This is a genomic window from Pantoea sp. GL120224-02 (assembly GCF_900215395.1).
Taxonomy (GTDB): domain Bacteria; phylum Pseudomonadota; class Gammaproteobacteria; order Enterobacterales; family Enterobacteriaceae; genus Pantoea; species Pantoea communis.
This window is the reverse complement of record NZ_OBEC01000001.1, coordinates 655,143-672,658: the sequence shown is the minus strand read 5'-3', so window position 1 is coordinate 672,658 and position 17,516 is coordinate 655,143. Positions and strand designations below refer to the sequence as shown.

The following is a 17,516-nucleotide window of genomic DNA, read 5'->3' as shown; positions in this document are numbered from 1 at the left end:
GGTAAAAGATCATCTGCATCAATTCAAATTAATCACTTAAAAAACAATGAATTGATTCAGATCAATTTTCGGCATTGCGCGCCTGAAAGAAAAAACGCTGAGGAGGTTTTGAGGGCAGATGAAGAGGCTTTGCTGCTTTTATGAACCGGGTACGAACTTTAATTCCCCATTCTTTACCAGAGATGACACAAAGTTATGGTCTTGCGGGTGCCCGCCAGCCCACAGAACATGTACAATCGCCGGGTTAATTAACCCGGTTCCATCAAGGAGAGTACATGTCTATCACGGCAAGCTCGTTATACCGTGACACAGGAAATTTTCTGCGTCATCAGCTGGTTACTATTGTGCTGATGGCGTTGTTGACGTCGTTCATTACGGTGATTGTCGGTCATGCATTAACCCCAGGCGAAGACCAGTTATCCCTGCTTAGCCAGGCTGACGACAGCGCGACATCACTGTTTGAATTGGTACAGAATATGTCACCGGATCAGCAGCGCATCCTGCTGCGCGCTTCCGCAGCCGGCACCTTTGCCGCGCTGATCGGCAACACGCTGCTGCTGGGCGGTATGCTTTGCCTGATCCCGCTGGTCTCCAATGGCCAACGCGTGAGTGCCCTGCGAGCAATCGGTGCCTCCGCGCCACTGCTGCCGAAACTGCTGCTGCAGACCTTCCTGATTACCTTGCTGGTGCAAATTGGCTTTATGGTATTGATGGTGCCTGGCGTGATTCTGGCGATTCTGCTCTCACTGGCACCGGTAATGCTGGTCAGCGAGAAAATGGGTGTGATTGGCGCGATGCGCGCCAGTATGAAACTGGCATGGAAGAACATGAAAGTCATCGCCCCTGCCATTGTGCTGTGGTTGCTGGCGAAGATTGTGCTGATGTTCCTCATCTCATCACTCACAGTGCTGCCGGTGAACATCGCGTCGGTGGTGATGAACGCGCTGGGTAATCTGGTCTCCGCGATTCTGATTATCTATTTGTACCGACTGTATATGCTGTTACGTTAACAGCGATGGCGCTCTGCGGAGCGCCTTTATTGAACGCTCCTGCCCTAACTGGAAACGCTATGAAGCAGTTACTCGATTTTCTTCCCCTGGTAGTTTTCTTCATCTTCTACAAGCTGTACGACATCTTTGTCGCTTCTGGTGCCCTGATTGTCGCCACGGGCCTGGCGCTGGTGGTCAGCTGGGTGCTGTATCGTAAACTGGAAAAGATGACCCTCTTCACCTTCGCACTGGTGACGGTATTCGGCACGTTGACGCTGGTGTTCCATAACGATGAGTTCATCAAATGGAAGGTCACCGTGATCTATTCCCTGTTCGCGTTGGCACTGCTCTACAGCCAGTTCTTTATGGAACAGCCGCTGATTCAACGCATGCTCGGCAAAGAGCTGCAGTTGCCCGGTGTTGTGTGGCGTCGATTGAATATTGCCTGGGCCATCTTCTTCTTCGTCTGCGGCCTGGTAAATATCTATGTTGCGTTTTGGTTATCACAAGAGTTTTGGGTTAACTTTAAAGTGTTTGGTCTGACCGGCCTGACCCTACTGTTTACTCTGTTTAGCGGCGTGTACATCTGGCGACAGATGCCGCAACAAGAACAAAAATAAGCTACTCCGCCCGACAATGTCGGGCTTCTCTTCACCTGCAGAAGAACTGAGCAATGGACGAAAAACATAAATTGCCGCAAGGCGAAATGGTCTCGCGCACCTTGGCGATGCCAGCGGATACCAATGCCAATGGTGATATTTTTGGCGGCTGGTTGATGTCACAGATGGATATGGGCGGCGCTATCATGGCCAAGGAGATCGCTGAAGGTCGTGTGGTCACCGTACGCGTTGATGGTATGTCGTTCCTGAAACCGGTAGCCGTGGGCGATGTCGTGAGCTGCTATGCGCGTTGCATACGTACCGGCAACAGTTCGATGACCATCAATGTAGAAGTGTGGATCAAGAAGGTTTCGTCTGAGCCAATCGGTCAAACGTATTGCGCCACTGAAGCGGTATTTGTTTACGTTGCCGTGGATAACAGCGGGAAATCCCGTCCGCTGCCACCTGGCAAAGCCAATCTTGCCGTTTAACAGCGATAAAAAAAGCGGTCAATGACCGCTTTTTCTTTGCCTTCAACCCAGGCTTACTCGATGTTAGCGCCGCCGTTGATGCGGAACACAATGTTCATGGTCAAGCCTTTGCCAGGACGACCCGGCTGATAACGCCACTTTTTCATCGCCTGCTTCACTTCACGCTCGAACATGTTGCGCGGTTCGGCAGAAAGAATCTCCACATTATCGACACGACCGTCGCTATCCACATCAAACTGCACGCGTACACGGCCTTCCACGCGTAATGCAAACGCACGCGCCGGATAGGCAGGTTTGCTCACGTTCATCGCCTTAGGCCCGTCAGAGACGGTTTGCGTTGGCGCTGGGTTACTCTTCGGTGCCGTGGTCGGACGCGTCTGAGTGGTCGGGATATCCTGCTTGACCGGATTCTCCTGCGGCTTCACTTCCTTACGTGGCTTCGGCTCGACCTTTTTCTCTACCTTCGGCTTAGGTTTTGGCTTGGGCTTTGGTTCAGGTTTCGGAATCGGCACCGGCTCGACTTTAGGCGGCTCGGGTGCAACCTCCGGCTCAGGTTCGGGCTCTGGCGGCGGCGGCGTCACCACCGCGGGGGCCGGTTCTGGCTGCACTTCAGGTGCCACCATGGTCACGCTGATTGGCTGGGATGCTTTCGGAACCTCAATGGTCTGATGAAACGATGCATAGAGAATGCCCGCAATCAGCGAGCCGTGGAGTACCACGGACAAGATCATAGCTACGGGGGTACGTGTAGGAAGAGGCGTAGTCAACGTCGTCATATCAGTCATATTCATTGAGTGAAGCGCAGATTTTAAATGCAAATAGCAATCAGTTTCAATAAGCGATGTGTAAGCCACTCGCAGAAAGGCGTTTTTTAGCGGAGATTGCGCTATATGACGGTGGATTTATCTTTCATTTGCACTCTGATTAACGATCACTTAACGTGTCTCGCAATTTCGGCAAGTCTAACGGGAGTACCCCATCGTGCTTTACGTCATTTATGCGGAAGATACCGCAGATTCACTGGAAAAACGCAATTCCGTACGCCCTGCGCATCTCGCGCGCTTGCAGTTACTGCAGGATGAAGGTCGACTAATCGCCGCTGGCCCAATGCCTGCTGTCGATAGCAACGATCCGGGTCCGGCAGGCTTTACCGGTTCAGTGATCATTGCCGAGTTTTCCTCGCTGGAAACCGCACAATCCTGGGCTAATGACGACCCGTACATTGCCGCTGGGGTGTATGAGAAAGTGGCGGTCAAACCGTTCAAGCGCGTATTTTAATCGATGTGGCAGTCTGTTTTACTGCTGGTAGCGGTGTTAACGCTGATTGGCAGAGCACTCTGGATTTGGCGTCAGCAAGGCTGGCGCCAGGCCCGGCAGCACATTGTGATGTTAGTCGTGCTGGCGGCCGCATTACAGATCGTCAATGTCTCTCTGGTGTTACGCGGCGCTTAACGGCCGCGTAAGCCATTTACATATTCTGCGTGATGAACAGGATAGATCGGCGATGCTGCTGCGCCACCTGATGACGAATGGCATGGATACGTTTATAGCGACGTGACTGCCCTTCCAGCCAACGTGCACGACGGCGGTGTACCTGACGTAACATTCTCCAGCGTGCCACTTCATTTCTGCTTCGTCTCATCACATCCTCATCAGACAGGCTAAACTCGCCAGGCATTATAAAGATCTGATTGAAAATGCCAAATCGAAAGCTTCATTGAACTGTCATTCACGATTAAAGGTTTCACTAGTGCTATTCAGCACGTAAACTTTCCTCATCAAAGCGCGAACAGGATGTCCACTTAATGACTACATTTTATACCCTAATCAGTTGGTTGCTGCTGTTCGGCTACTGGTTGCTGATTGCGGGTGTCACGCTGCGTATCCTGATGAAACGCCGCGCAGTCACGTCCGCCATGGCCTGGTTGCTGATCATCTATATTCTGCCGCTGGTGGGTATTATCGCGTATCTGTCGTTTGGTGAACTTCATCTGGGCAAACGCCGGGCTGAGCGCGCACGCACCATGTGGCCCTCCACCGCCAAGTGGCTTAACGACCTCAAACAGTGCCGCCATATCTTTGCCACCGAACACAGTGACGTGGCACGTTCATTATTTGAACTCTGTCACCATCGTCAGGGCATTGCGGGTGTCAAAGGTAATCAGCTACAGCTGCTCACTAACTCTGATGATGTGATGCACGCGTTGATTCGTGATATCCAACTGGCTCGGCACAACATCGAGATGGTGTTTTACATCTGGCATCCGGGCGGCCTGGCGGATGAGGTCGCGGAGTCACTAATGGCGGCTTCACGCCGGGGTGTACATTGCCGCCTGATGCTGGACTCTGCGGGCAGCGTGGCATTTTTCCGCAGCCCATGGGCGAATATGATGCGCAATGCCGGTATCGACGTGGTTGAGGCGTTACAAGTGAGCCTGCTGCGTGTGTTCCTGCGCCGTATGGATTTGCGACAGCATCGAAAAGTGGTGCTCATCGATAACTATATTGCCTATACCGGTAGCATGAACCTGGTCGATCCTCGCTACTTCAAGCAGGATGCAGGCGTGGGCCAATGGATCGATTTGATGGCGCGTATGGAAGGGCCGGTCGCGACCACGATGGGCATCGTTTACGCCTGTGACTGGGAGATTGAAACCGGCAAACGCATTCTGCCGCCCGCGCCGGATGCCAACATCATGCCCTTTGAGCAGGAAAGCGGTCATATCATCCAGGTGATCGCTTCGGGGCCGGGCTTCCCGGAAGATATGATTCATCAGGCGTTGTTGACGGCGGTCTATTCCGCACGCGAACAGCTGATCATGACGACGCCCTATTTCGTCCCCAGTGACGACCTGCTGCACGCCATCTGCACCGCTGCGCAACGCGGTGTGGAAGTCAGCATTGTGGTGCCACGCCACAATGATTCGCTGTTGGTGGGCTGGGCCAGCCGCGCGTTCTTTACCGAGTTGCTGGAAGCAGGCGTAAAAATTTATCAATTTGAAGACGGTTTGCTGCATACCAAAAGCGTGCTGGTCGATGGACAGCTGAGTCTGGTCGGTACCGTAAACCTTGATATGCGCAGCTTGTGGCTTAATTTTGAAATCACGCTGGTGGTGGATGATGATGGATTTGGCAGCGATTTGGCCACGGTGCAGGATGACTATATCGCCCGCTCACGCTTACTGGATGGTGCGCGCTGGGCTAAACGTGCGTGGTGGCAACGCATCGTTGAACGACTGTTTTACTTCTTTAGCCCTTTACTGTAAAACGAGCGACAAGATTACCGCCTCAGAGTAAGCAGGAATGACCATGGATTTAAATAATCGCCTTACCGAAGATGAAACGCTGGAACAGGCCTACGACATTTTTCTAGAACTGGCCGGTGATAACCTCGATCCGGCTGACATCATTCTGTTCAATCTGCAGTTTGAAGAGCGCGGCGGTGCGGAGTTGTTTGACCCGTCGGAAGACTGGCAGGAGCACGTCGATTTCGATCTCAACCCGGACTTCTTTGCGGAAGTGGTGATTGGTTTGGGTGAAGCGGACGGCGAGCCGATTACCGATGTGTTTGCGCGCGTGCTACTGTGCCGCGAGAAAGACCATAAGCTGTGCCACATTCTCTGGCGTGAATAATCGCTGACGCATAAAACAACGCCGGGCAATTGCCCGGCGTTTTCTTTTCGACCTTATAAGGGGTCGACCTTCAGACAGGATACTGCGTGGCGGAAACTGCCCTCCAGCAACGGACGCGTTTTTGCACACTCAGGTCCGGCAATCGGACAGCGAGTGCGGAATACGCAGCCCGAGGGCGGATTGATCGGTGAAGGCAGTTCACCCTCCAGTAGCTGGATCTGTTTGTTTTTTTCCAGATCCGGATCCGGAATGGGTACCGCAGACATCAGTGCACGGGTGTAAGGATGCTGTGGATTGTTGTACACCGAGTCATAAGTGCCCAACTCAACCGCATGACCGAGATACATCACCAGTACACGATCAGAGATGTGCTTCACCACCGCAAGGTCATGCGCAATGAAAATGAGCGATAATCCCATTTCACGTTGCAGCTGCTGCAGCAAATTCACTACCTGCGCCTGAATCGACACATCCAGCGCCGAAACCGGTTCATCGCAAATAATCAGCTTGGGTTCGAGGATAAGCGCACGCGCAATGCCAATACGCTGACACTGACCACCGGAAAACTCGTGTGGATAACGGTTGATGAGGTTTGGCAGCAACCCAACCTTCATCATCATGTTTTTTACCTTATCCTTCACTTCCTGCTTTGGCATCTTCGGGTAATAGGTGCGCAGCGGCTCGGCAATGATGTCGCCAATGGTCATGCGCGGGTTCAGCGAGGCCAGCGGATCCTGGAAAATCATCTGGATATCGCTGCGCGCCTGGCGCCACTCATCCTGACTCTGCCCCAATAAATCACGTCCCAGCCAGGCCACACGACCGTCGGTGGCTTTCACCAGGCCGATGATGGCGCGTGCCAGGGTTGATTTACCACAGCCCGATTCGCCCACTACGCCGAGGGTTTCCCCCTCATACAAGCGCAGGCTGACGCCATCCACTGCTTTCAGTGTTTTTGGCGGCTGCCAGAACCACTGTTTGCCGTCTTTAATATCGAAATGCACCTTAAGATCGGCGATTTCCAGTAAGACTTTCTTCTCTTCGATGACGGTGCTCATGCTAATTCCTCCACCGGTTTGAAGCAGGCACGCAGACGCCCTTCCGCGAAAGGCTCCAGCGGTGGTGACTTGGCACAAACGTCCATCGCAAAGGCGCAACGTGGCTGGAACGGACAGCCCTGTGGCAAGCGCAACAGGTTAGGCGGGTTGCCAGGAATGGTGGTGAGTGACTCACCCTCTTCCGCATCCAGACGCGGCACCGCACTCAGCAGGCCAATGGAGTAAGGATGCGCAGGCTGATAAAACACATCGCGTGCACGGCCATATTCCATGGTACGCCCGGCGTACATCACCAGCACTTTGTCACAGATACCCGCAACCACCCCAAGATCGTGGGTGATCATGATGATCGCGGTATTGAACTCGCGTTTCAGCTCGTTCAGCAGCGTCATGATCTGCGCCTGCACTGTCACATCCAGTGCGGTAGTCGGTTCATCAGCAATCAGCAATTTAGGACGACACAGCAGCGCCATGGCGATCATCACACGCTGACGCATGCCGCCAGAGAATTCATGCGGAAACATCTTCATGCGCTTGCGCGCTTCCGGCATTTTCACCGCATCCAGCATGCGCACGGACTCTTCAAACGCCTGTGCGCTGCTCATCCCTTTATGCAGTTTAAGCACTTCCATCAGCTGCTCGCCGACGCGCATGTACGGATTGAGCGAGGTCATCGGGTCCTGGAAAATCATCGCAATCTGCTCTGCGCGCAGCTTGTTCAGTTTGTTCTCCGGCAGGTTAAGGATCTCTTCACCGTTGAATTTTGCCGAACCGCCAATGCGACCGTTTTTTGCCAGCAGGCCCATCAGGGCGAAAGCGGTTTGCGACTTGCCCGATCCCGATTCGCCGACGATACCCAGGGTTTCGCCGGCACGAAGTGAAAAGTTAAGATCGTTGACTGCGGTGACATCACCATCGTGGGTGCCAAAGGTGACGCGCAGGTCTTTAACGTCCAGCAGCAGGTTACTGTTTCCCGCACGTGCAGCCATTGCTGGCTGAAATTCATGTATGGTCATCGGGAAACTCCTTAACGATCTTTCGGGTCGAGGGCATCACGCAGGCCATCGCCGATAAAGTTGAAACAGAACAGCGTGACCACGAGGAAACCCGCCGGGAACATCAACAACCAGGGCGAGACTTCCATGGAGTTGGCGCCGTCACTCAGGAGTGCGCCCCAACTGCTCAGTGGCTCTTGCGTACCCAACCCGAGGAAACTGAGGAAGGATTCAAACAGAATCATGCTGGGCACCAGCAATGAGGCATAGACCACCACCACACCCAGCACGTTCGGTACGATGTGCCGTAGCACGATATTGAAGGTCGACACCCCACCCACTTGCGCCGCTTCAATAAACTCTTTGCGCTTCAGGCCCAGCGTCTGACCGCGCACAATACGCGCCATATCCAGCCACGACACCATGCCGATCGCCACAAAGATCAGCAGGATGTTACGACCAAAGAAGGTCACCAGCAGGATCACGAAGAACATGAACGGGAAGGAGTTGAGGATTTCCAGAATACGCATCATCACGGAGTCGATTTTACCGCCGAGATAGCCCGCCAGTGAACCATACAGCGTGCCCACCAGCACCGCGATCAACGCGGAGGCAATGCCGACCATCAACGAGATACGACCGCCAATCGCCACGCGCACCAGCAAGTCACGTCCCGATGAGTCGGTACCAAACCAGTGGCCTGATACCGTATCCGGAGCGGCTGACATCATGGCCCAGTCGGTATCATCATATTTAAACTGCGACAACACCGGCGCTAATATCACGAACAGGGTAATCGCTAACAGCACCAGCAAACTGATCAGCGCAGCGCGGTTATGGATGAAGCGGCGACGCGCATCCTGCCACAGGCTGCGCCCTTCGACTTCCAGTTTTTCACTGAAGGCATCCAGAGCTTCGCTGTTTTTCTTACTTAACATCATGGGCGAACTCCACCATCAGTAACGGATTTTCGGATCGATGACGGCATACAGCACATCCACGATCGCATTGAACAGAATGGTCAGCACGCCGACCAAAATGGTCAGACTCATCACCAAAGAATAGTCACGGTTCAGGGCACCGTTAACAAACAGCTGGCCGATACCCGGCAGACCGTAAATCGATTCGATCACCATTGAACCGGTGATGATGCCGACGAATGCCGGCCCCATATACGAGAGCACGGGTAACATGGCAGGTTTCAATGCATGACGCAGTACGATACGGCGCAGCGGCAACCCTTTGGCGCGCGCGGTGCGAATAAAGTTGGAGTGCATCACTTCAATCATCGAACCACGCGTAATACGCGCGATGCTGGCGATATAGGCCAAAGACAGCGCCACCATCGGCAGCAGCATGTAATTCCACTGCCCACCGTTCCAGCCACCGCCCGGCAGCCAGCGCAAGGTAATCGCAAAAATCAGCACCAGCAGCGGTGCGACGACAAAGCTGGGTATCACGACGCCCGTCATGGCGACCCCCATTACCGCGTAATCCCACAAACTGTTCTGTTTGAGCGCGGCAATGACTCCTGCCGTCACGCCAAGGATCACCGCAAGGAAGAAGGCGGCGAGGCCGAGTTTGGCCGAAACCGGGAAGGCATGGCCGACCAGATAGTTAACGGAATAATCTTTGTACTTGAACGATGGACCAAAATCGCCGTGCGCCAGCTGCACTAAGTAACTGACGTACTGTTTGCCGATCGGATCGTTCAAATGATATTTGGCTTCGATGTTCGCCATCACCTCAGGCGAGAGCGTGCGCTCGCCGGTAAACGGACTGCCGGGGGCCAGTCGCATCATAAAGAAGGAAATGGTGATGAGGATGAAGAGCGTCGGGATCGCTTCCAGAAGTCGACGCAGGATGAATTTTAACATTGCCGTACCTACCAGGCTGTTGCTTCACAAAGTCAAAAAGGCGGCGCTACAGCGCCGCCACTGTCGATAGCCTGAGTGCTATTAATGTTTAATGATATACAGGTTTTTATCGAGGGTTTTATCCAGCGGATCATTACCGGTATAACCACCCACGTACGGTTTCACCAGACGCGCGTTAACGTAGTAGTAAACCGGCACGATGGTGCTGTCTTTATCCAGAATCTGCTCAGCTTTCTGGTAATCCGCGACACGGGCTTTATCGTCCACCGCTTTCACCGCATCGTGGATCACTTTATCGAAGTCTGCGCTCTTATAGTGCGAGGTGTTACTGCTGCTGTCAGACAGCATGATGTTCAGGAACGAGGTTGGCTCGTTATAGTCTGCACACCAGGCCGCACGAGAAACATCAAAGTTGCCCTGATGACGGGTATCCAGGAAGGTTTTCCACTCCTGGTTCTCCAGCTTGATGTTCACGCCAATGTTCTTTTTCCAGATCGAAGACGCGGCGATAGCCAGTTTCTTATGCAGATCTGAGGTGTTGTACAGCAGGTTGAAGGTCAGTGGCTTATCAGCCGTGTAACCTGCTTCAGCCAGCAGTTTTTTCGCTTCTTCGTTACGCTTGTTCTGATCCCATTTGAACCAGTCTGGCGGCAGCAATTCCATGCCGTCGGTGGCTGGCGGGGTAAAGCTGTACGCCGGTAACTGCCCCTGCGCCAGCACCTTATTCACCATGATGTCGCGATCCAGACCCAGTTTCAGCGCAGTACGCACGCGCGGATCGGTGAATGGCGCTTTCTGGTTGTTGATTTCATAGTAGTAGGTGCAGAGATACGGCTTCACCATCAACTCTTTGCCGTTATCACGCTGCAGTTTTTTGAACAGCTCGATCGGCATGTTGTTATAGGTGATGTCACTGCCGTTCTCAGAGAAGTAACGGTTCACGTCACTGACTTCTGAGTTGATCGGCAGGAAGGTCACTTTGTTCAGTACGGTGTGCGCGTTATCCCAATATTCCGGGTTACGTACGATGGTGACACGTTCGTTGATGACGTGTGATTCCAGTTTAAACGCACCGTTGCCCACCCAGTTTTGTGGCTGCGTCCACTGATCGCCAAACTTATCGATAGCAGGCTTATATACCGGTGACATCACGGAGTTGATCAGCAGCTTGTAGAAATAAGGTACCGGCTCGCTGAGGGTCACTTCCAGCGTATGGTCATCAATGGCTTTCACACCCAGATCGGTGATCGGTTTTTTACCGGCGATGATGTCATCGACATTCAGGATGTGGCCGTATTGCGGATAGCTGGCGTAAGGAGAAGCGGTTTTAGGATCCACTAAACGCTCCCAGCTATAGACGAAATCTTGTGCCGTGACTGGCTCGCCATTGGACCATTTGGCATTTTTGCGCAGATGGAAAGTCCAGACTTTAAAATCTTTGTTTTCCCAGCTTTCTGCCACGCCCGGAATCGGTTTGCCATCGCTGTCGCTGATGATCAGACCTTCGTACAGATCGCGTGCGATGTTGTCTTCCGGCACGCCTTCGATTTTATGCGGGTCAAGCGATTGCACTTCATCGCCATTACCACGTACCAGCTCCTGTTTTGCTGCCAATTCAACGCCTGCTGGCACTGCGGCCAAAGCAGCATTCCCTGCCAGTGCGCCGATTGCTGCAAAAACGCCTACGGCAATCAGGCTTTTTTTCGTGATGTTGTTCATTACTTAGCTCCAGTTTTATTATCGTCACCGGGTCAGTGAACTGCCCGGCGTACCCCGTTTCCGGGAGATCTCTGCCTGTCTGAACAGAGACCACTACCACCCTTCAGGGTTTACCACGTTAATGTATCGTCCGACTGTAGCGCCGGTTCCACACATTACTCAATGTTTCTTTATGTAATAGTATTTCAATGCCAGCATATCCTGCGGATCTTTACCGGTAAAACCGCCTACCCAGGGCTTCACCAGGCGCACGCTGACGCGATAGTAAACCGGCACGATGGGTGAGTCCTTATCCAGCTGCGCTTCCGCCTGCTGATACAATGCGGCACGCTGAGTGTTATCGGCAACCGTCAGGGTTTGCGCCATCAATTTATCGAAGGCATCGCTGTGATAGAACGCGGTGTTGATCGAGGAACCACTCAGCAGCATATTGAGGAACGTTGAGGGCTCGTTATAGTCCGAGCACCAGGTGGCGCGCACCACGTCGTATTGCGCCTGATGACGCGTCTCCAGCAGCGTTTTCCACTCCTGATTTTGTAGCGTCACCTCGGCACCGAGGTTCTTTTGCCACATCGAGGCGGCGGCGATAGCCTGCCGTTTATTCTGCTCAGAGGTGTTATACAACAGCGTGAAACGCAGCGGATGCTGAGCATTGAAACCGGCTTCTGCCAACAGTTGTTTGGCACTGGTGTTACGTTCGGTCTGAGTTTGCTTGGACCAGGCAGGCGCTTCTGGCGAGATGCCATGCGTAAATGGCGGCGTTAGCGCATAAGCGGGGATCTGACCTTGCCCCATGATCTTGTCGGCGATGATGTCACGATCAAGCGTCAGCTTCAGGGCTGTACGGACTCTTGCATCATCGAACGGCGCCTTTTTGTTGTTCATTTCATAGTAGAAAGTGCAGAGCACAGGGCTGACTTTGACCTGGTTACCTAAACCCTGCTGCAACTTCTTGAATAAATCCGGTGGCACCACGCTGTTGGTCATATCTGTGCCACCGCTGCGATAGCGATTGATATCACTGTTCTCGGAGCTAATCGGCAGAAAAACGCCCTCATCAATCACGCTTCGCGCATTATCCCAATATTGCGGATTACGCTTCAGAACGATCTTTTCATTCACCACCCAGTCAGCCAGCGTGTAGGCACCATTTCCCACATAGTTCTGCGGTTGGGTCCACTGCTCGCCGAATTTTTCAATCGCCGAGCGATACACCGGCTTCATCGCGGTATGGGCCAGCATGTCGACAAAATAGGGAACAGGCTCAGTGAGTGTCACTTCGAGGTGATGCGCATCAAATGCTTTCACGCCCAGTGAATCCGGCGAGGCTTTGCCCGCCAATATGGCGTCGATGTTGGCGATATGGGCAGCTTGCAGATAACTGGCATAGGGTGAAGCTGTTTTCGGATCGGCCAGACGCTGCCAGCTGTAAACGAAATCTTGCGCGGTGACGGGTTCACCGTTGCTCCAGCGCGCATCTTCACGCAGGGTGAAGGTCCAGATACGCCCCTGCTGGTTGCTCCACTGCTTTGCAACGCCAGGCACAATCTGACCATTGTTATCGGTCTCGACCAGCCCCTCTAACAAATTGCGGATGACATTAGATTCGGGAACCCCTTCCGTTTTTTGCGGATCGAGCGAGGACACTTCACTACCGTTATTGATGACAATGCGCTGTGTTGCAGATAACTGCGTCCCTGCCGGGATGTCAGCCGCCTGACTATGAGAGATAAAACCTGCCAGACAAAGTACCAGAGACGTGCGCGCAACTTTTTTCGCTACCATGCTCTTCATCAACAAATATCAACCTTATATAAAAAACCTGATAGCGAGTAAGCAAGAAGCGTACACATTTGTCGCGAACAGGGAAAAAATTTGTGATGAGCCGAAAATTATCAGTACCGATGCCCGCACGCCAAAGCTAAACAGCAAAAATGTTAGCTAATTCTCTTTTATCATGTAGATCGCCTCAGGAGAAGTGTTAATTTTTACCCTAAAATATTATTCAACTCTATGTTTTATATGTAATAAATCAGTTATTTGTCGTAATTTTCGCCAAAAAGAACTTTCAACTCTCTATTTTGCAGTTAACACTGTCAATCTTTAGACAAACAATATGAAACGTTATTTGAAACGATAAAACATCCGAATAGTTACTGGATAAAATCAATTAGGCAGTGAAATATACTGTGATAATTGTCACATATATATGTTAATAAATTGGCGAAGAGAGGGAATGTAGTAGCAAAAGTGATGATAGCCTGATCATATTAAGCCAGGCGAATAATTTCACCATATTGGTGCAAAAAAATCACCCATCGCACCAATATGGATCACAGAAGTTATTTTTTGACTGAAAATACAACCTGATTAATTCAGTAAACCTGGAAATATCGCTTTAATGCCGGTGACAACAAACTCAATACCCAGCGCCATTAATAGCAGACCCATGATACGCGTAATCACGTTAATGCCTGTTTGCCCTAAGATGCGCACCATCAAAGGGGCAGCCCGGAACAGTAACCAGCAACAAAAAGCAAAAATCGCAATGGCGATAGTGAAACCGAGCAGGTTTATCCAGCTGTGGTAACGCGTGCTCCAGACGATAGTCGAACTGATGGCACCCGGGCCGGCCATCAAGGGCAAGGCCAGAGGCACCACACCAATACTTTCACGAATCGCGGTCTCTGACTTTTCCTGCTTGTTTTGCTTATCCTCGCCCAACTTGCCGCTGATCATCGACATCGCGATGGTTACCACCAGAATCCCCCCGGCGATACGGAATGAATCAATTGAAATACCAAACAAATGGAGAATGGCATCCCCCAGGAACAATGAGGTCCAGAGTATGATCGCCACAGCAAGATTTGCCGTAAAGTTGGTTTTATTCCGCTCAGCGACCGCCTGATAGCTGGTCATGCTGATAAACACGGGGATGATCCCCACGGGATTGACCAGGGCAAATAAGCCGACAAAAAACTTAACGTAGCCGGAAAAATCAAGTAGCACGGGGTTCACGGTGAGCTCCACGAAGGTAGTGTTTCAAATCGCGCTTAATGTAGTGCATAAGCCGGAGGGAAAACCAGTAGGTTAAGCGGAAATATATGCTGCTATTTCCCCTTACTTCCAGTTTATTCCTCTGCGAACGATGGCTCGTCGCCCACCTCACGTCATCTCCATCAACTAAAACCGCTTAATGAGTTACTTTAGTTGCTAAAGTGGGTGCTGAAAGGTGTCAGCTTGGCTCCGGATTGATCCACATCAAAATTTGCCTACCTCATCAGGGGTAATCTTACCCCATCGAAACTATTGATACAGGCGTCAGCATCTTATCCTGGAAACCCTTTTAGTAAGCAACGGCAATCTACTCGCCACTCTGAACAACGTATAAGCATAGCGCGACTATACTTTCCGACTCAGGCTTGCTTACTAAAAGAGTTTAACTTCCTTCAGGAGAGCACTATGGCCGTTACAAATGTTGCCGAACTTAATGCACTGGTTGAGCGTGTTAAAAAGGCACAGCGTGAATACGCCAACTTTAGTCAGGAACAAGTTGATACCATTTTCCGCGCTGCTGCACTCGCCGCTGCTGATGCCCGCATCCCTCTCGCCAAAATGGCCGTCGCCGAGTCCGGCATGGGCATCGTTGAAGATAAAGTGATCAAAAACCACTTCGCTTCTGAATATATCTACAACGCCTATAAAGATGAGAAAACCTGTGGTGTGCTGGATACAGATGACACCTTCGGTACTATCACCATCGCTGAGCCAATTGGCCTGATTTGCGGTATCGTCCCAACCACTAACCCGACCTCTACCGCCATCTTTAAAGCGCTGATCAGCTTAAAAACCCGTAACGGTATCATTTTCTCACCACATCCACGTGCCAAAGATGCCACCAACAAAGCAGCCGACATTGTGTTGCAAGCTGCCATTGCGGCTGGTGCGCCGAAAGACATCATTGGCTGGATTGATGTCCCTTCAGTAGAGCTGTCCAACCAGCTGATGCACCACCCTGATATCAACCTGATTCTGGCCACCGGTGGCCCAGGCATGGTAAAAGCCGCATACAGTTCTGGTAAACCAGCGATTGGTGTCGGTGCGGGTAACACGCCAGTGGTTATCGATGAAACCGCCGATATCAAACGTGCTGTCGCTTCTATCCTGATGTCCAAAACCTTCGACAACGGCGTCATTTGTGCATCAGAACAGTCAGTCATCGTGGTGGACTCAGTCTACGATGCGGTTCGCGAGCGTTTCACCAGCCATGGTGGCTATCTGTTACAGGGCAAAGAGTTGAAAGCCATTCAGGATATCATCCTGAAAAATGGCGCGCTGAATGCCGCTATCGTCGGCCAACCTGCGGCAAAAATTGCTGAACTGGCGGGTATTAGCGTCCCTGCGACCACCAAAATTCTCATCGGTGAAGTGAAGCTGGTGGATGAATCTGAACCCTTTGCCCACGAAAAACTGTCGCCAACTCTGGCGATGTATCGTGCGAAAGATTATTACGATGCGGTGGATAAAGCAGAGAAACTGGTGGCTATGGGCGGTATCGGCCATACCTCTTGCCTGTACACTGACCAGGACAACCAACACGAGCGCGTGCACTTCTTTGGCGACAAAATGAAGACCGCCCGTATTCTGATTAACACACCAGCTTCGCAAGGCGGTATTGGCGACTTGTATAACTTCAAACTTGCGCCATCGTTGACGCTGGGCTGTGGTTCCTGGGGCGGTAACTCAATTTCTGAGAACGTCGGACCTAAACACCTGATCAACAAGAAAACCGTGGCCAAGCGAGCTGAAAATATGTTGTGGCATAAACTTCCGAAGTCTATCTACTTCCGTCGTGGTTCACTGCCGATTGCCCTGGAGGAAGTCGCGACCGACGGTGCTAAGCGCGCCTTTATCGTCACTGACCGCTTCCTGTTTAATAATGGCTATGCCGATCAAGTCACTCGCGTGTTAAAAGCGCACGGCATCGAAACTGAAGTGTTCTTTGAGGTGGAAGCGGACCCAACACTCAGCATCGTACGTAAAGGTGCTGAGCAGATGAACAGCTTCAAACCCGATGTGATTATCGCCCTGGGCGGCGGTTCCCCGATGGATGCCGCGAAAATCATGTGGGTGATGTACGAACATCCTGAAACCCACTTCGAAGAACTGGCGCTGCGTTTCATGGATATCCGTAAACGTATCTACAAGTTCCCGAAAATGGGCGTGAAAGCGCGCATGGTGGCCATCACCACCACTTCCGGTACCGGTTCTGAAGTTACACCGTTTGCGGTAGTGACTGACGATGCCACAGGCCAGAAATATCCTTTAGCGGATTATGCACTGACGCCTGATATGGCGATTGTGGATGCCAATCTGGTGATGGATATGCCTCGCTCACTCTGTGCGTTTGGTGGTCTGGATGCGGTGACTCACTCGCTGGAAGCTTATGTCTCTGTGCTGGCTAATGAGTACTCTGATGGCCAGGCGCTGCAGGCGCTGAAACTGCTGAAAGAGAACCTGCCGGCCAGCTACCGTGAGGGGGCGAAGAATCCAGTAGCGCGTGAACGTGTGCATAATGCGGCAACAATCGCCGGTATCGCGTTCGCCAACGCCTTCCTCGGTGTGTGTCACTCCATGGCGCATAAGCTGGGCTCGGAGTTCCACATTCCGCACGGTTTGGCCAACGCCCTGCTGATTTGCAACGTCATCCGTTACAACGCGAATGACAACCCAACCAAGCAGACGGCTTTCAGCCAGTACGATCGCCCACAGGCACGTCGTCGCTACGCTGAAATTGCCGACCATCTTGGATTGAGTGCACAGGGTGACCGCACTGCCCAGAAAATTGAAAAACTGCTGGCATGGCTGGAAGAGATGAAAACTCAACTCGGTATCCCAACCTCTATACGTGAAGCTGGCGTGCAGGAAGCCGATTTCCTGGCGAAAGTCGATAAGCTGGCAGACGACGCGTTTGATGACCAGTGTACCGGTGCGAATCCGCGTTATCCGCTGATTGCCGAATTGAAGCAAATCATGCTGGATACCTTCTATGGCCGCGAATTCTCTGAAGCTGAAGGCCCAGTGGCTGAAGCCGCCGATGATAAAACGGTGAAAATCGAGAAAAAAACCAAAAAAGCCTAACCGGCTAAAAACAA

17 protein-coding genes are annotated in these 17,516 nt (G+C 52.1%); 8 read left to right on the top strand and 9 right to left on the bottom strand.

Translation table 11 applies throughout. The features are described 5' to 3' along the window. Window positions 1-275: 275 nt before the first annotated feature. The 3 genes from CRO33_RS03075 to yciA are packed head-to-tail and all read left to right on the top strand — an operon-like array spanning window position 276 to window position 2,079. Window positions 276-1,010 carry a YciC family protein gene (locus CRO33_RS03075; protein WP_034828852.1) on the top strand — a complete coding sequence of 245 codons (735 nt, stop codon included), beginning with the start codon at window positions 276-278 and terminating at the stop codon, window positions 1,008-1,010. A 59-nt stretch (window positions 1,011-1,069) separates the two neighbouring features. Then, window positions 1,070-1,609 (top strand): septation protein A, encoded by a 540-nt coding sequence (locus CRO33_RS03070; RefSeq protein WP_038646666.1) that lies wholly within the window; start codon window positions 1,070-1,072, stop codon window positions 1,607-1,609. 53 nt (window positions 1,610-1,662) lie between these two features. After that, on the top strand, window positions 1,663-2,079 hold the full coding sequence (gene yciA / locus CRO33_RS03065) for an acyl-CoA thioester hydrolase YciA (protein WP_097116990.1): 417 nt from the start codon (window positions 1,663-1,665) through the stop codon (window positions 2,077-2,079). Window positions 2,080-2,132: 53 nt separating this feature from the next. Here yciA and tonB read toward each other — a convergent pair whose 3' ends face one another. Beyond that, window positions 2,133-2,855, bottom strand: a complete 723-nt coding sequence (tonB, locus tag CRO33_RS03060) for a TonB system transport protein TonB (protein WP_176505717.1) — start codon at window positions 2,853-2,855, stop codon at window positions 2,133-2,135. 205 nt (window positions 2,856-3,060) lie between these two features. Here tonB and CRO33_RS03055 point away from each other — a divergent pair, with 205 nt between their 5' ends. Together CRO33_RS03055 and CRO33_RS24500 are read left to right on the top strand one after the other, a co-directional pair. Beyond that, entirely contained in the window at window positions 3,061-3,357 is a 297-nt protein-coding gene (locus CRO33_RS03055; protein ID WP_034828845.1) for a YciI family protein, read from the top strand. A 3-nt stretch (window positions 3,358-3,360) separates the two neighbouring features. Then, a complete protein-coding gene (locus tag CRO33_RS24500) occupies window positions 3,361-3,531 on the top strand; it encodes a hypothetical protein (RefSeq protein WP_166936081.1) in 171 nt (56 codons plus the stop codon). A 16-nt stretch (window positions 3,532-3,547) separates the two neighbouring features. On the opposite strand, the gene CRO33_RS03050 is transcribed toward CRO33_RS24500, so the two are convergent. Continuing rightward, a complete protein-coding gene (locus CRO33_RS03050) occupies window positions 3,548-3,721 on the bottom strand; it encodes a YciY family protein (protein ID WP_097117257.1) in 174 nt (57 codons plus the stop codon). Window positions 3,722-3,884: 163 nt separating this feature from the next. On the opposite strand from CRO33_RS03050, the gene cls reads away from it, so the two are divergent. After that, window positions 3,885-5,345: a cardiolipin synthase gene (cls, locus tag CRO33_RS03045; protein WP_034828843.1), complete on the top strand. Its 1,461-nt coding sequence runs from the start codon at window positions 3,885-3,887 to the stop codon at window positions 5,343-5,345. A gap of 37 nt (window positions 5,346-5,382) precedes the next feature. Next, window positions 5,383-5,712: an HI1450 family dsDNA-mimic protein gene (locus CRO33_RS03040; RefSeq protein WP_196250121.1), complete on the top strand. Its 330-nt coding sequence runs from the start codon at window positions 5,383-5,385 to the stop codon at window positions 5,710-5,712. Window positions 5,713-5,765: 53 nt separating this feature from the next. Here CRO33_RS03040 and oppF read toward each other — a convergent pair whose 3' ends face one another. The 7 genes from oppF to CRO33_RS03005 all read right to left on the bottom strand — a co-directional run bounded on the left by oppF (window position 5,766) and on the right by CRO33_RS03005 (window position 14,379). After that, on the bottom strand, window positions 5,766-6,770 hold the full coding sequence (gene oppF / locus CRO33_RS03035) for a murein tripeptide/oligopeptide ABC transporter ATP binding protein OppF (RefSeq protein WP_034828839.1): 1,005 nt from the start codon (window positions 6,768-6,770) through the stop codon (window positions 5,766-5,768). Further along, window positions 6,767-7,786 carry an ABC transporter ATP-binding protein gene (locus tag CRO33_RS03030; RefSeq protein ID WP_097116989.1) on the bottom strand — a complete coding sequence of 340 codons (1,020 nt, stop codon included), beginning with the start codon at window positions 7,784-7,786 and terminating at the stop codon, window positions 6,767-6,769. The genes oppF and CRO33_RS03030 overlap by 4 nt, the downstream gene beginning before the upstream one ends. Before the next feature lie 11 nt (window positions 7,787-7,797). Further along, window positions 7,798-8,706 (bottom strand): oligopeptide ABC transporter permease OppC, encoded by a 909-nt coding sequence (oppC, locus tag CRO33_RS03025; RefSeq protein ID WP_034828835.1) that lies wholly within the window; start codon window positions 8,704-8,706, stop codon window positions 7,798-7,800. 15 nt (window positions 8,707-8,721) lie between these two features. Further along, a complete protein-coding gene (gene oppB, locus CRO33_RS03020; RefSeq protein WP_034828832.1) occupies window positions 8,722-9,642 on the bottom strand; it encodes an oligopeptide ABC transporter permease OppB in 921 nt (306 codons plus the stop codon). Between the two features lie 81 nt (window positions 9,643-9,723). Next, window positions 9,724-11,361, bottom strand: coding sequence for an oligopeptide ABC transporter substrate-binding protein OppA (oppA, locus tag CRO33_RS03015; RefSeq protein WP_097116988.1), 1,638 nt, complete (start codon window positions 11,359-11,361; stop codon window positions 9,724-9,726). Window positions 11,362-11,520: 159 nt separating this feature from the next. Next, a complete protein-coding gene (locus CRO33_RS03010; protein WP_097116987.1) occupies window positions 11,521-13,155 on the bottom strand; it encodes an ABC transporter substrate-binding protein in 1,635 nt (544 codons plus the stop codon). 576 nt (window positions 13,156-13,731) lie between these two features. After that, a complete protein-coding gene (locus CRO33_RS03005) occupies window positions 13,732-14,379 on the bottom strand; it encodes a YchE family NAAT transporter (protein ID WP_097116986.1) in 648 nt (215 codons plus the stop codon). A gap of 444 nt (window positions 14,380-14,823) precedes the next feature. Here CRO33_RS03005 and adhE point away from each other — a divergent pair, with 444 nt between their 5' ends. Next, the gene (gene adhE / locus CRO33_RS03000; protein ID WP_097116985.1) at window positions 14,824-17,502 is read left to right on the top strand and encodes a bifunctional acetaldehyde-CoA/alcohol dehydrogenase; all 2,679 of its coding nucleotides are present in this window, start codon (window positions 14,824-14,826) and stop codon (window positions 17,500-17,502) included. Window positions 17,503-17,516: the final 14 nt, after the last annotated feature.